We start from the raw sequence: 13,555 nt of genomic DNA, 5'->3' as shown, positions 1-13,555 counted from the left end.
GCGCCCACCACTGCGTCGGCGATCAGTCGACGTCGAGGGCGACCCGGCCCAGCTCGCCGAGATCGGCGACCAGGCGATCACCGGCGCTGATCACCGTTGGCGGGCAAAGGGTTCCGCTCAGCACGATGTCACCGGCTTCCAGCCGGAGCCCGCGGTTCAGCAGGTGCCGGGCCAGCCACGCGACGGCCTCGGCGGGGTCGCCCATGACGGCCGTGGCGCTGCCCGGGATCTCCCGGTCGCCGATCGACAGGGTCGCGACGACCTCCGACAAGCTCCCGCCGGGGAGCCCGACGCGGGGTCCGAGCACGGCACGAGCAGCGTTGGTGTTGTCCGCGACCAGCATCGGGAGCGTCGACGGGCCTCCTCGCCACCTGCTGTCGACGATCTCGAAGGCAGGCGCGACCTCCGCGGTGGCGTTGCGGACATCGCTCGCGGTCACGTCCGGGCCCGGGAGCGCCTCGCCGAGGACGAAAGCGATCTCGACCTCGGCCTTCGGCGCGAACAGCTCGGCGATGGCGAGGGCCTCGCCTTCGGGCAGCAGTCTGCTGGCGAGCAGGTGCCCGGCCGCCGGTTCACCAGCCCCGAAGACGTCCCGCGCCGGCTGGGACGTGAGACCGATCTTGTACCCGATCACCCGCTCGCCGGCGTCGACGACCAGGGCCCGGGTCGCGTCCTCGACCGCGTGGGCCGACTCCAGGTCGTCCAGCCAACCGGCCAGCTCCGGGTCGACCGGGGGCTCGCCGTTGCCCGCCTGCCACAATCGCCTGGCCAGTTCCGGGATCGCGTCGTTCTGCACGGGTCTCCTCACGAAGTCGAGCGTGTCTGATATTTTGGACATTGTCTGCACCTTGGCACTGGGAGGAAATCATGGCCCGCCTGACCGCTCCAGCCCTGCGCCGGGGCCTGGACATCCTCGAAATGCTCGCCGAGAGCACCGAGGAGTTGCGCGTCCCCGAGATCACCCGGCGGCTCGGCCTGCCGCGGGCCACCACGCACGAGCTGGTCAACACGCTGGTCGACCGCGGCTACCTCACCCTGTCCAAGGAGACCGGGCGCGTCGCGCTCGGCGTCAAGGCGCTGCAGCTCGGCGCGGGGTACGAGCGCGGCATCGATCTCGCCAGCGTCGGGCGCGAGTGCGCGACCGAGGTGGCCGCCGCCTGCGGCGAGACCGTCCAGGTCGTCGTGCGCGACGGCGGATTCGTCGTGTTCATCGTCCGCATCGACAGCACCCACCCGGTCCGCCTGGTCTCGCAGGCCGGCAGCCGGTTGCCGGCCACCTGCACCGCCGGCGGGAAGGCGATGCTGAGCGCCCTGCCCGCATCCGAACTGGACGCGTTGTTCCCGGACGACCGGGCGCTGCAGAAGATGACGCCGAACAGCATCACCACCCGCCACCGGCTGCTGGCCGACCTGGACGCGGCGCGCGAGCGCGGCTGGGCCGAGGAGAACTGCGAGTCCAACGACCACGCCGCCTGCGTCGCCGCGCCCGTGTACGACCGGCTCGGCGCTTGCGTGGCCGCTATGAGCATCTCCGTGCCCGTCGTGCGGTGGAGCGACGCCGAGAAGCAGCGCCACGTCGAGCTCGTCCTCGCCGGGGCGAAGGAGATGTCGCAACGCCTCGGAGCGTCCGACGCGGCGTGACGCTCACCCCTCGCCCCCGGGCAGGATGACCGCGCGACCGGTGGCTCCTCGCGAGAGCGCGGCGTAGGCCTCGTTGATCTCCGACAGCTCGTACTGCTCGCCGAGCAGCTTGTCCAGCGGCAGGCGACCGGCCTTGAACAGGTCGATCAGCTTCGGGATGTCGACCGGGGTGTTGGCCGAGCCGTAGAGGCTGCCGATCAGCCGCTTCTCCTGCTGCACCAGGGGATTGATGGGCACCGGCACGGTGGCGCCCACCTTGCCGAGCCCGACGGCGACCACGGTGCCGCCCGTCCCCACGACCTCGAACGCCTGCTGGAGCGTCTGCGGCGCGCCGACCGCGTCGAGCGCCCAGCTCATCGGGCGCGGCGAAATCCTCGCCAGCTCCTCGGCGACGTCGTGCGTGCTCGCGTTGATCGTGTGGGTGGCGCCGAGCTCGAGCGCCTTGTCCAGCTTGGTGTCCACTGTGTCCACTGCGACGATCGGGTTCGCGCCGACGAGCCGCAGGCCCATCACCGCGCTGAGCCCGACACCGCCGGCCCCGATCACCACGACGCCCGATCCGGCGACGTCCTCCATGACGTTCAGCGCCGCACCGACGCCGGTCACCACAGCGCATCCGGTGATCGCCGCGACCGCGGGCGGCACGGCCGGGTCGACGGCGACGACCGAGCGCTCCGACACCACGCACTTCTCGGCGAAGCAGGAAACCCCCATGAGGTGGTGGACCTTCTCGCCGTTCAACGCCAGTCGCGACGTCCCGTCGGGCAGACCGCCCGAGGTCGCCTGCACCTTCCCCAGCGGGCACAGGGCGGGCCGCCCGGTCAGGCAGAACTCGCACTCGCCGCACCGCGGCCGCCACAGGGTGATGACGGTGTCGCCGGGCTGGACCCGGGTCACGCCCGCACCGACCCGCTCGACGACACCGGCGCCTTCGTGCCCGAGCACCGCGGGCAGGCGGCCCTGGAGATCGCCGTTCATGTAGTGCAGGTCGCTGTGGCACACCCCGGCGGCGAGCACTCGGACGGCGACCTCGCCCGGCCCGGGGTCGTCGAGGTCGACGTCCTCGATGGTCAACGGCGTACCGGGCCGGCGCAGGACTGCTGCTCTCATCGAACCTCGCCTTGTTGTACGAAACTTCGGACACTGTCTTACGGGTTGAGTATCAAGATGCCCGCTGTCGCCGTCAAGGCCATTGACTAGGTCGGACGAGAATGCAACTGTGTCTTGACCAGAAGACGTTGTCCGAAATATTGGACACATGTGGGAAGAAGGTGCCCGATGACCGGTGCGACGAGCCCGCAGGAGCTTGCGCACAAGCTCGACGCCGCCTCCGGCGCGTTCGAGCGGTGGAGCCGCCTCCAGCCAGCCGACCGCGCCCCCGCGCTCGAGGCCATCGCCTCGGCCCTCGAGGAGGCCGCGCCGAAGCTCGTGGCGATCGCGGACGAGGAGACCGCCCTGGGCGAGCCCCGGCTGAACGGCGAAGTGGTCCGCACCGCGTTCCAGCTCCGGCTCTTCGCCCAGGCGGTGACGCGGGGCGAGTACCTCGGGGCGACGATCGACCGCGCCGATCCGGAGTGGCCGATGGGCGCGCGGCCCGACCTGCGCCGGGTGCTCGAACCGCTCGGCCCGGTCCTCGTCTTCTCCGCCAGCAACTTCCCGTTCGCGTTCAGCGTGGCCGGCGGGGACACCGCCTCGGCGCTCGCCGCGGGTTGCTCCGTCGTCGTCAAGGCGCACTCGGGCCACCCGAGGCTTTCGGCCGCCACGGCTGAGGTCGTGCAGCAGGCGCTGGAGTCCGTTGGCGCGCCCGATGGACTCTTCGACGTCATCTTCGGCACCGACGCCGGACGCACGGCCATCGCGGACCCGCGGGTGAAGGCCGGCGCGTTCACCGGCTCGATCGAAGCGGGCCGGGCGCTGTTCGACATCGCCACCGGCCGGCCGGAGCCGATCCCGTTCTTCGGCGAGCTGGGCAGCGTCAACCCGGTATTCGTCACGAAGGGCGCCGCCGAACGGCGCGGCCCGGCGATCGTCTCGGAGTTCGTCGGGTCGTTCACGCTCGGCGCGGGCCAGTTCTGCACGAAGCCCGGAATCCTGCTGGTGCCCGCAGGTGCCGGGCTCGCCGACCAGCTGCCCGGCGCCGTCCCGGACAAGCCGCTGACGCTGCTCAACGACCGCGTCCGGACTTCCTACGCCAGCACCCTCGACGAGCTGCGGAACACCGCTGGCGTGCACGTCCTGGCCAGCGGCGGTCCCACGTCGCCCACGGTCCTGCGCACGACCTCGGCCGAGCTGCTGGGCTCCCCCGAGGCCTACCTGCGGGAGGTGTTCGGGCCGGCGACCCTGGTCGTCGAGTACACCGACGAGAGCGAACTGCTCGAGGTGGCCGAGGTCGTCGACGGGCAGCTGACCGCGACGATCCAGGGCGAGGACGACGACGAGATCGCCGGCGAGCTGATCGAGCTCCTGGCTGCCAAGGCCGGGCGCGTGCTGTGGAACCAGTGGCCGACCGGTGTTTCGGTCACTTACGCGCAGCAGCACGGTGGCCCCTACCCCGCCACCACCGCACCGGCCACGACGTCGGTCGGAACCGAGGCCATCTACCGGTTCCTGCGCCCGGTCGCGTACCAGAACGTGCCGCAGCACCTGCTGCCGCCGGCACTGCGCGACGCGAACCCGATGGGGATTCCCCAGCGGATCTCCTGACGACCAGCACGGGGGCGCTACCACGTCGGTAGCGCCCCCGTTTCGTGCCGCTCAGGGCAGGCGAACGTGGTGCGAGGCGATCGCTGCCGTCGAGTTCAGGCCGAGCAGTTGAAGGCTGCGCGAGTACTCTTCGCGGAGGATCTCCACGACGCGTTCCACTCCGCGCTCGCCGCCCGCCATCAGGCCGTACAAGTAGGCGCGGCCGATCATGACCGCATCCGCGCCGAGCGCCTTCGCGGCGATGATGTCCTGGCCGTGGGTGACGCCGCTGTCCAGGATCACCGCGGGGTCCGGGCCGAGCTCGGCGCGGATCTCGGGCAGCATGGTCAGCGTCGCCGGGGTGCGGTCGAGCTGCCGCCCGCCGTGGTTGGACACGATGACGCCGTCCGCGCCCGCCTCGACGGCACGACGGGCGTTGTCCGGGCTGAGGATTCCCTTCACCAGCAGCTTGTGCGGCCAGCGAGCGCGCAACCAGGCCAGGTCCTCGTAGCTCAGCGTCGGCTCGAACGCGACGTCGGCGACCCGGACGGCATCGATGCCGCTGCTGGCGATGCTGCTCAGCGAGGCGAACGTGATCGGGGCGGTGGTCAGCTTGTTCAGCGCCCAGGACGGGTAGCGGGCCATGTCCAGCAACGTCCGCATGGTCAGCGCAGGCGGAATGGTGAGGCCGTTGCGCGTGTCCTTCAGCCGCCTCGCCGCCACCGGGGTGTCGACGGTGAGGACCACCGTGCTGAACCCGGCCGCGAGTGCGCGGTCGAGCAGTTCCTCGTTGAGGCGCTCGTTGCGGGTCAAGTAGAGCTGGAACCAGTGCTCCCCACCGGGCGCTGCCGCGGCGACGTCCTCGACGGTCGAAGTGCCCACTGTGGACAGCGCGTAGGGCAGCCCGTGGCGGGCGGCGACGCGCGCCACCGCCGCTTCGCCCTCGTGGTGCATCATCCGGGTGTAGCCGGTCGGCGCGAAGATCAGCGGCATCGAGATCTCCCGGCCGAGGACCTCCGCGGACAGATCCGGGGCATCCACCGGGGACAGGTACTCCGGCACGAGTTCCACCGAGGCGAACGCCGCCCTGTTCCGCCGGACGGTCAGCTCCGAGTCGGCGGCGCCGTCGACGTAGTCGAACACTGCGCGCGGGGTGGTGCGCGCCGCCACCGCCCGGAGGTCGCCGATGCTCAGCGCGGCGCCGAGCCTGCGCTCCACCGGGTTGAGGGTCGGCTTGCGCAGGCGGATCAGCTCGCGGAGCTCTGTCCACTTGGGACGCTGTCGCGCGGTGCGAGGCCGCTGCGGAAGCGGGTTCGGGGCTGCCGCGGGAACTTCGGTCGGGGTGGCGGTCACTGTCCTGCCTCTCGATGCGCGGACGACCGGGGCCGTTCGCAAGCGGTGACGAAATATTGGACGCAGTCCGAGAATTCGGATTGTCACCCCGCCCTTCGACGGCGGTCAAGACTTGACGTGCCCGTTCGAATCCATCACCATCTGACTCACTCGCCAGACAGTGTCTGATATTTTAGACAGGAGTGGGAATGGAACTGGGTCTGCAGGGCAAGACGGCCCTCGTGTGCGCCTCCACGTCCGGACTGGGCCGGGCGACCGCCCGGGCGCTGGCCGAAGAAGGCGTCACCGTCGTGGTCACCGGCCGGTCGAGCGACCGGGCGAAGGAAGTCGCGGGCAACCTGCCCAACGCCGTCGGCATCGGCTGCGACCTGGTCGCCGACGGCGGCGCGGAACAACTCATCACCGCCGCCCGCGAGGCCGTCGGAGAACTCGACGTCCTCGTCCTGAACGGCCCCGGCCCCGCCCCGGGACCGGCCCGCGACACCGACACCGCCGGGATCGAGCAGGCCATCGACACGCTGGTCAAGCCCCAGCAACTGCTGGTGAGCAGCGTCCTGCCCGCGATGCTCGAGAAGGGGTGGGGCCGGATCCTGAGCATCAGCTCGACGAGCGTGGAGGCCCCCATGCCGAACCTCTCGCTGTCGAACCTCGGCCGGGCCGCGCTCGCCGGCTACCTCAAGACCCTCGCCACCGAGGTCGCCGCCCAGGGCGTGACGATCAACTCGCTGCTGCCCGGGCGCATCGCGACTCCGCGCGCCCGGCAGATCGACGAAGCCGCCGCGCAGCGCACCGGCCGGCCGCTGAGCGAGGTGGAGAGCGCGTCGCAGGCCGCGATCCCCGCCGGGCGCTACGGCGAACCCGACGAGTTCGGCGCCGCGGCGGCGTTCCTGTGCAGCGCACCGGCCGCCTACATCACCGGCACCGCGCTCCGGTGCGACGGCGGCCTGGTGCCGACCCTCTGATCCAGCCTCCCCCTCCCCGACTCCCAACGACGAGAGCGGTGCACCCGCATGAACGACACGCACCTCGCTGCCGGAGCAGCGCAAAGACGTGACGAGGTACCACCGGCGGCCACCCGCCGGGCCGGCCTCGCCGGCATGATCGGCACGACCATCGAGTGGTACGACTTCTACATCTACGGTCTCGCCGCGGCGCTGGTCTTCGGCACGGAGTTCTTCCCCGAGTTCTCCCCCGCCGCCGGCACGCTGGCGGCGTTCGCGACGTTCGCGGTCGGCTTCATCGCGCGACCGCTCGGCGGTGTCATCTTCGGCCACTTCGGGGACCGCGTGGGCCGCAAGAAGGCGCTCATGCTCACGCTGTTCCTGATGGGCGCGGCGACGGTGCTGGTCGGCCTGCTGCCGAACTACCACACCATCGGGATCTGGGCGCCGATCCTGCTCGTCACGCTGCGCTTCCTGCAGGGCTTCGCCGTCGGCGGCGAGTGGGGCGGCGCGGTGACCATGGTGGTGGAGTCGGCACCGGACCACCGGCGCGGCTTCTACGGGAGCCTGCCGCAGATGGGGGTTCCGCTGGGGCTCGTGCTCTCGAGCACGGTGTTCGCCGCGATCTCCCCGCTGCCCGACGAAGCGCTGCGCTCCTGGGGCTGGCGGATCCCGTTCCTGCTCAGCATCGCGCTGATCGGGGTGGGCTTGTTCATCCGGTCCCGGATCACCGAGAGCCCGACGTTCGTCCAGGCGAAGGAGTCCGGGCGGACGCGCAAGCTACCGGCGGCCGAGGCGTTCCGGCACCACTGGAAGGCGATCTCGCTGACCGTCGGCCTGTACCTCTCGGCCGGTGTGCCGTTCTACATCGTCTCGGTGTTCGTGCTGTCCTACGGCACCACCGAGCTCGGCCTGCCGCGCAGCGTGCTGCTGACCGGAATGCTCGTCGCGGCGGTGGTCGAGGCGCTGACGGTGCCCTACTTCGGCTCGCTGTCGGACAAGCTGGGCCGCCGTCCGGTGTTCCTGACCGCCGCCGCGTTCACCGTCGCGCTGGCCTTCCCCTTCTTCTGGTTGCTGGAGTCCGGTCAGACGGGGTTCATCTGGCTGGCCATGCTGCTCGCGCTCGCCGTGTCCCACGCGGGGATGTACGGACCGACCGCCGCGATGTACGCGGAACTGTTCAGCTCGAACGTCCGCTACACGGGCACTTCGATCGGCTACCAGCTCGGCGGCGTCGTGGCCGGGTTCGTGCCGCTCATGACCGGTGCTCTCGTCAGCGCCGCCGGCGGCGCGTCCTGGCCGATCTCCGCGCTGTGGGCGATCTCGGCGCTGATCGGACTGGTCAGCGCGCTGATCGTGCGGGAGACCCGGGGGTGCGACCTGCGTTCCGAACGGGGCTGACGCGCACCACGAGCGTGGACCGACCACGTCGCGCTCGTGGTCGGCCACCCTCCATCCGTCCACAGTGTCCACACGACAGCCGCCCGAGTTCGCGCGAACTTCGGGCGGTTTGTCGTGCAGGTGCGAATTCAGCCGGGCTTTCCGCACTTCGGAAAAGTCCGGAGTGGACCACCCGCACCGCCAGGACGGCTTTCGCTCAGGGTGGAAAACCGCTGTGCCCGATGGGTTTCCACGTTATTCCCGGCGGCGCATACTGCTGGACGCCCAGCGATCTTCCGGTGGGCAGGAGCGACCAGTTCGGGGTACCCATGGCCGAAATCCACGACTTCAAGGACAGCGATTCGAAGCTCCGGCGCGAACTGTCCGTCCAACAACTGCTGTTCATCTCGATCGGTTCGATCATCGGATCCGGTTGGCTGTTCGCGGTGCTGTCGGCCGGGGCCATCGCCGGCCCGGCGGTGATCGTGGCGTGGGTCATCACCGCGATCCTGATCTCCGTGCTCGCCTTGAACTACGCCGAGACCGGGTCGATGATCCCGCGCAGCGGCGGCGTAGCGCGCTACCCGTACCTGACGCACGGCAACTACCTCGGCTTCCTGCTGAGCTGGTCGATGCTGCTGGGCGGCGTGACCACGGTGGCCATCGAGGCGCTGGCGGTCGTGCAGTACGCCGCCGGATACGTCGCGACGTGGACCGGCATCGAGCTCACCACCCAGGGCGGTGAGGACGGTTCCACGCTGACCGCGACCGGTCGCGTGGTGTCGGTCGTGGTGATGGTGCTGTTCTTCTGCAAGTTCAACTGAGTTCTCCCAGGAATTCCCCCTTTAAGGCCAGGGAGAAACGTGTTCCCCCTTACCTGGTGGGCTGGCGTAGGCGCCTGACCGCTCGTTTTAGTCCGGTCATGTCTGGTTCCGCTGTAACCCGTGATGATCTCCAGTGGTGCATGGCCGCGGGATGCGGCACCGCGGCTCGGCGCCACGAGTGCTCGCGGCGCAGGTGGTCTGCGCGCTCCTCGCAAAGGTGGCTCGCGGATACGTCTTTGAAGCTGCCGAACATTGTGGAGATTTTGGCCTACGGCAGGAGGTACGCACGCGGTCGTGTCGCGATTGCGCTCCCGCAGTTTCGCGCACACCTCGCGCATGCTCTGTTCGAAGCCGGCGACGATCTAGTCGGCGAAACGCCCCACGCCGGTCCTTGGTAACGAAGACCAGGTGAGCATGCAGGCCGTGCACGGAGCTCATTTTCCCTACACCCGTTGGTGTTTGGAATCCACTGCGGCGACACAGAAGACGCTATGGTGCTTGTGTGAAGATCGTTGTGCAGGTCAAGCTGCAGCCAACTCCCGAGCAAGAGTCGGCTCTAGATGCAACCCTGCGCGCGGCCAACCAAGCGGCGAACGAGGTTTCCCAGCGCGCTTTCAAGACTGGAAAGCGCAACCGTAAGGCGTTGCAGGGCCTCGCTTACGGCTGGTTGAAGAGTGAGGGATTCTCGGCGCAACCGGCACTACACATCATTCGCAAGGTCGCTGACTCCTACACCATCCTGAAGGCGAACATCGATGCTGGGAACCTCGGCAGGAAAGGTGCCAAGCGTCGTGTTCGGGCCGAGTCAAAGCCGACCGCGTTTCGGGCAGTCTCGGCTCAGCCGTTCGATGACCGGTGCTTGTCGTGGAACTACAATGCTCGCACTGTGTCGATCTGGACCACTGCTGGCCGGATGAAGAACGTGCGGTTCGGCTGTGCCTCGAACGATCTGAAAACCCTGATGCAGCACCGCAAGGGTGAATCGGATCTGATGTTCCGGGACGGCAAGTGGTTTCTCATCGCTACCTGTGAGGTTCCTGAGGAACCGCAGTTTGAGCCAGTGGACTGGATCGGGGTCGACCGGGGCATCAACAACCTGGCCACAACCAGTGACTCAGTGAACTATTCCGGTCGCCGGTTGGGTCGTTACCGCAGGTGGCAGGCGCGCAAACGCGCGGAGATCCAAGCTAAGCGCACCCGATCGGCAGCCAGGCTGCTTAAGAAGCGCGCCAAGCGAGAAGCGCGGCACGCTGGGCATATGAACCATACGATCGCTAAAGATGTTGTGGCCGTCGCCCAACGCACCGAACGCGGTATCGCCCTGGAAGAACTCGGCGGTATCCGCGAGCGGGTCACGGTTCGACGCGACCAGCGGGCCACACAGTCCTCATGGCCATTCCACCAACTCGGCTCGTTCATCGCCTACAAAGCACAGCGTGCGGGCGTGCCGGTGATCGAGGTCGACGCGGCCTACACCTCACAGCACTGCCCGCTGTGCGGTCACACCGAGCGGGCCAACAGGCCCACTCGGGACGATTTTCGTTGTCGTCGGTGCGGTCTCGCTGGACCAGCCGACGTCGTCGCCGGGATCAACGTGCGCGACCGCGCACGCTCGGCGTGGGTATTCGTAAACATGCCCCAACCCACCAGCTAGCTGGTGGGCGATGCGACCCGCACCGTCACAGCCAGTGGCGACGGGAGCGCAAGCGAAGCCCCACGGACCGCAATCCCCAAAGAAACGCGGTCCTTCAAGGCCGAGTCGTTTACCCAGTGGGTGAGCTGGTGGAACCTGATCAACCCGGTCCTGATGTTCGCCCTGTAGTTCACCGCACGCTGGTCGGCCGGCACGCGCCGGAACGCGAGTGGCTGGACGACCCGGACGCCGATTTCGGCGAGCCGGACCCGGATTTCGTCGCCGAAGGACCGACCAGGCTCGGCCGCCGGGTCCCGGCGATGGCCCGGGCCCCGTACCGGCTCGGCCGGACCTGCGCGCTGGACATCACCCCGGACGGCCGCCCGGTCCTCGGGCCGTCCGAGGTGCCGGGCCTGCACCTGGCTGCGGGGTGGAGCGGCTCGGGATTCGGCAAGGCCCCGGCGATCGGCGCGGAGCTCGCCCGCTGGATCCTCACCGGTGCCCCGAAACGCCCCGAGCTGGCCGCCTTCACCGCCCAGCGCTTCACCACCGGAGCCCTGATCCGGGGCGAGCACGAGTACGGCGCCACCGGCCCGCACTGACCCGTCGCTGAGTGGTCGTGAGCGCTTGAACCGGCTGGAGGCGGCTTTCGCACTCACGACCACCAGCGGGCTGTCCGGCTAGGACGCGTGACTGCCCGGCTGCTGAGCGGTACCTGCGCGGGACGCCGTGGGGACGATGTCCAGGCCGGCCAGCAGGCGGGCCGTCTCGACGAAGTCGTGGACGGGTTGGGCGTCCATGTCGTTGCGCCAGGCGATGGCCAGCGGGGACGGCGGCAGGCCGTCCACCGGAACGAACGACAGGCCGGGACGCCCGTAGAACCGCTGGGTCGAGGCCTGGGTGAAGGCGACGCCGCGGCGGGACAGGATGGCCTCGAAGCACTCGTCGACGCTGCTGACCTCGGCGCCCAGCCGGACCGGGTGCGGACCGCGGCTCTCCGAGGCCAGCCAGAAGTCCCGCCAGTACTCGGGAGCCCGGCGGCCGACGAACGGCTCGTCCGCCACGTCCTCGACGGTCACCTTCGCGCGCTCGGCGAGCGGCGACTCGCTCGACGTGACGAGCACGCGCGGCTCGACGAACAGCGTTTCCACCGACAGCCAGCTCTGCACGAGCACCGGCGGGCGGACGAAGGCGACGTCGACGCTGCCGTTGCCCAGCCCCGCGTACGGGTCGCTGAAGTCGTGCGAGCGCATCTCGACCTGCACGCTCGGGTAGCGGGCCTGGAACGCCGCGAGGATCTTCGGGGTGAGCTCGGCGGCGGCGTTGCTCTGGAAGCCGACGATCAGCGAACCCCGGTGGCCGTTGGCCGCCTCGCGGGTGGCGAACGCGAGCCGCTCGGCGCTGACCAGGAGGCGGCGCGCCTCGTCGAGCAGCACCAGACCAGCCGGTGTCAGCTCGACGTAGCGGCTGGTGCGCTCCAGCAGGCGAGCACCGAGGGAGTGCTCCAGCTTGCGGATCTGCACGCTCAGCGACGGCTGGCTGATGTGCAGGCGTGCGGCCGCCCTCCCGAAGTGCAGCTCCTCCGCGACGGCGACGAAATAGCGCAGCACGCGAAGCTCCGGTAGTTCCGCCACGCACGGATGATAAGCGCGCGCCTGGTCCGGCGACCAATTCTTCTGGGCTATCGAACGGTGGCCAACAGGTATTGGACCTGCGGCGACGCGGGTAGTCGTATCTACGAGTGCCGCCCCGTCGGCGGCACTCGTACCCGTTCCGCGCAGAGAGGAGCCGAGATGACAGCGGCTACCCGCTCCCCGTCGGCCGAGGCGTGGGCCGAAGCGTTCACCTCCGCCAGCAACGGCGATCCGGAGATCCAGGCCCACGGCAAGTACTTCACCTGCTCGTACCTGCTCGACGCCGTCGAGCACCGGTTCGTCGTGCAGGTCGAATCCGGACGCGTCGTGAACGTCGCGGTCGACCCCGGCCCGTTGGACGTGCCCTACCAGTTCGCGATCCGCGCCGGGGTCGAGACGTGGCGCGGTTTCGGCCAGCCGGTGCCGCCGCCGATGTGCCACGGCATCTGGTCCGCGACGTTCCGGCGCGACATGGAGCTGGAGGGCGACGTCCTCGTCCTCATGCAGAACCTCCGCTGCATCACCCGGCAGATCGAACTGCTGCGCACCATCGGCGCCCCCGTCTGAGGAAGGACATCGGCATGAGCAAGATCTCGCCCGTGACCGGGCGCTACGTCACCCTCGAGGTGGACGGCCTCGAGTACAAGGTGTTCTACCTCGAGAACGGCACCGGGCAGCCGCTGGTCTGCCAGCACACCGCCGGGTGCCACAACCACCAGTGGCGCGGTCTGCTGGAGGACGAGGAGATCACCGCGAACTACCGCGTGATCGCCTACGACCTGCCCCGCCACGGCAAGTCCGACCCGCCGGAGAACGTCGAGTGGTGGAAGGAGGAGTACAAGCTCACCGCCGACCACTACGCCAACTTCATCATCGCGCTGTGCGACGCACTCGAGCTCGAGGACCCGCTGTTCATGGGCTCGTCCTTCGGCGGCAACATCGCGCTGCAGCTGGCGCTGCGGCGGCCGGACCGCTTCGCCGGCGTGCTCGCGGTCGAGGGCGCCGACCACTCCCCCGGCTTCTACCTCGACTGGTGGCAGCACCCGCACGCCAACGCCGCTCAGGTCTGCGCCAGCGGCACGTGGGACCTGATGGCTCCGCAGTCGCCCGAGTCCGATCGCTGGAAGACCTGGTTCTACTACTCCCAGGGATCCGAGGCGTTCAAGGGCGACCTGCACTTCTACTCCGTCGACCACGACCTGCGCGACAAGCTCGGCGAGATCGACACCGACCAGTGCCCGGTCGTGATGCTCACCGGCGAGTACGACTACCTCACCACGCCCGCCGACAGCGCGCGGACGGCCGCCCAGATCAAGAACGGCACCTTCATCGAGATGCCGGAGATCGGTCACTTCCCGATGAGCGAGAACCACGAGCGGTTCCGCGTGTACCTGCTCGAAGCGCTCAACGTCTTGCAGGGAGCCAAGTCCGCATCGAAGTGAGGGACGTGCGGCCGGCGGGCAGTTC

Annotated in this window: 13 protein-coding genes; 9 read left to right on the top strand and 4 right to left on the bottom strand. The window is 69.3% G+C overall.

Going from position 1 to position 13,555, the window contains the following annotated elements:
* Positions 1-22: 22 nt before the first annotated feature.
* Positions 23-796, bottom strand: coding sequence for a 2-keto-4-pentenoate hydratase (locus OU415_RS36075; RefSeq protein ID WP_270954177.1), 774 nt, complete (start codon positions 794-796; stop codon positions 23-25).
* A gap of 71 nt (positions 797-867) precedes the next feature.
* Here OU415_RS36075 and OU415_RS36070 point away from each other — a divergent pair, with 71 nt between their 5' ends.
* Positions 868-1,641: an IclR family transcriptional regulator gene (locus OU415_RS36070; protein WP_270954175.1), complete on the top strand. Its 774-nt coding sequence runs from the start codon at positions 868-870 to the stop codon at positions 1,639-1,641.
* A gap of 3 nt (positions 1,642-1,644) precedes the next feature.
* Here the strand turns inward: OU415_RS36070 and OU415_RS36065 are convergent, their stop codons facing one another.
* Positions 1,645-2,751, bottom strand: a complete 1,107-nt coding sequence (locus OU415_RS36065) for a zinc-binding dehydrogenase (protein WP_270954173.1) — start codon at positions 2,749-2,751, stop codon at positions 1,645-1,647.
* 168 nt (positions 2,752-2,919) lie between these two features.
* Between OU415_RS36065 and OU415_RS36060 the strand changes: the two genes are divergently transcribed.
* Entirely contained in the window at positions 2,920-4,344 is a 1,425-nt protein-coding gene (locus OU415_RS36060) for an aldehyde dehydrogenase (NADP(+)) (RefSeq protein WP_270954172.1), read from the top strand.
* Positions 4,345-4,395: 51 nt separating this feature from the next.
* On the opposite strand, the gene OU415_RS36055 is transcribed toward OU415_RS36060, so the two are convergent.
* Positions 4,396-5,574 carry an alpha-hydroxy acid oxidase gene (locus OU415_RS36055; protein WP_270954179.1) on the bottom strand — a complete coding sequence of 393 codons (1,179 nt, stop codon included), beginning with the start codon at positions 5,572-5,574 and terminating at the stop codon, positions 4,396-4,398.
* A gap of 290 nt (positions 5,575-5,864) precedes the next feature.
* Here OU415_RS36055 and OU415_RS36050 point away from each other — a divergent pair, with 290 nt between their 5' ends.
* From OU415_RS36050 to OU415_RS36030, 5 genes are all read left to right on the top strand, one after another.
* A complete protein-coding gene (locus OU415_RS36050) occupies positions 5,865-6,638 on the top strand; it encodes an SDR family oxidoreductase (protein WP_270954171.1) in 774 nt (257 codons plus the stop codon).
* A gap of 48 nt (positions 6,639-6,686) precedes the next feature.
* Complete coding sequence (locus OU415_RS36045; RefSeq protein ID WP_270954170.1) at positions 6,687-8,018, top strand: MFS transporter; 1,332 nt, start codon at positions 6,687-6,689, stop codon at positions 8,016-8,018.
* A gap of 308 nt (positions 8,019-8,326) precedes the next feature.
* A complete protein-coding gene (locus OU415_RS36040; protein ID WP_270954169.1) occupies positions 8,327-8,821 on the top strand; it encodes an amino acid permease in 495 nt (164 codons plus the stop codon).
* Between the two features lie 502 nt (positions 8,822-9,323).
* On the top strand, positions 9,324-10,475 hold the full coding sequence (locus OU415_RS36035) for an RNA-guided endonuclease InsQ/TnpB family protein (protein ID WP_270954168.1): 1,152 nt from the start codon (positions 9,324-9,326) through the stop codon (positions 10,473-10,475).
* Entirely contained in the window at positions 10,373-11,056 is a 684-nt protein-coding gene (locus OU415_RS36030; RefSeq protein WP_270954167.1) for an FAD-dependent oxidoreductase, read from the top strand. The genes OU415_RS36035 and OU415_RS36030 overlap by 103 nt, the downstream gene beginning before the upstream one ends.
* 78 nt (positions 11,057-11,134) lie before the next feature.
* Here the strand turns inward: OU415_RS36030 and OU415_RS36025 are convergent, their stop codons facing one another.
* The gene (locus tag OU415_RS36025; RefSeq protein ID WP_270954166.1) at positions 11,135-12,088 is read right to left on the bottom strand and encodes a LysR family transcriptional regulator; all 954 of its coding nucleotides are present in this window, start codon (positions 12,086-12,088) and stop codon (positions 11,135-11,137) included.
* Positions 12,089-12,247: 159 nt separating this feature from the next.
* On the opposite strand from OU415_RS36025, the gene OU415_RS36020 reads away from it, so the two are divergent.
* On the top strand, positions 12,248-12,655 hold the full coding sequence (locus OU415_RS36020; RefSeq protein ID WP_270954165.1) for a hypothetical protein: 408 nt from the start codon (positions 12,248-12,250) through the stop codon (positions 12,653-12,655).
* A gap of 14 nt (positions 12,656-12,669) precedes the next feature.
* Complete coding sequence (locus OU415_RS36015; RefSeq protein WP_270954164.1) at positions 12,670-13,530, top strand: alpha/beta fold hydrolase; 861 nt, start codon at positions 12,670-12,672, stop codon at positions 13,528-13,530.
* Positions 13,531-13,555 lie beyond the last annotated feature (25 nt).

The organism is Saccharopolyspora oryzae, from assembly GCF_027853915.1.
Lineage (GTDB): Bacteria > Actinomycetota > Actinomycetes > Mycobacteriales > Pseudonocardiaceae > Saccharopolyspora > Saccharopolyspora oryzae.
The sequence above is the reverse complement of the archived record's forward strand: the minus strand, read 5'-3'. Positions and strand labels throughout refer to the sequence as shown.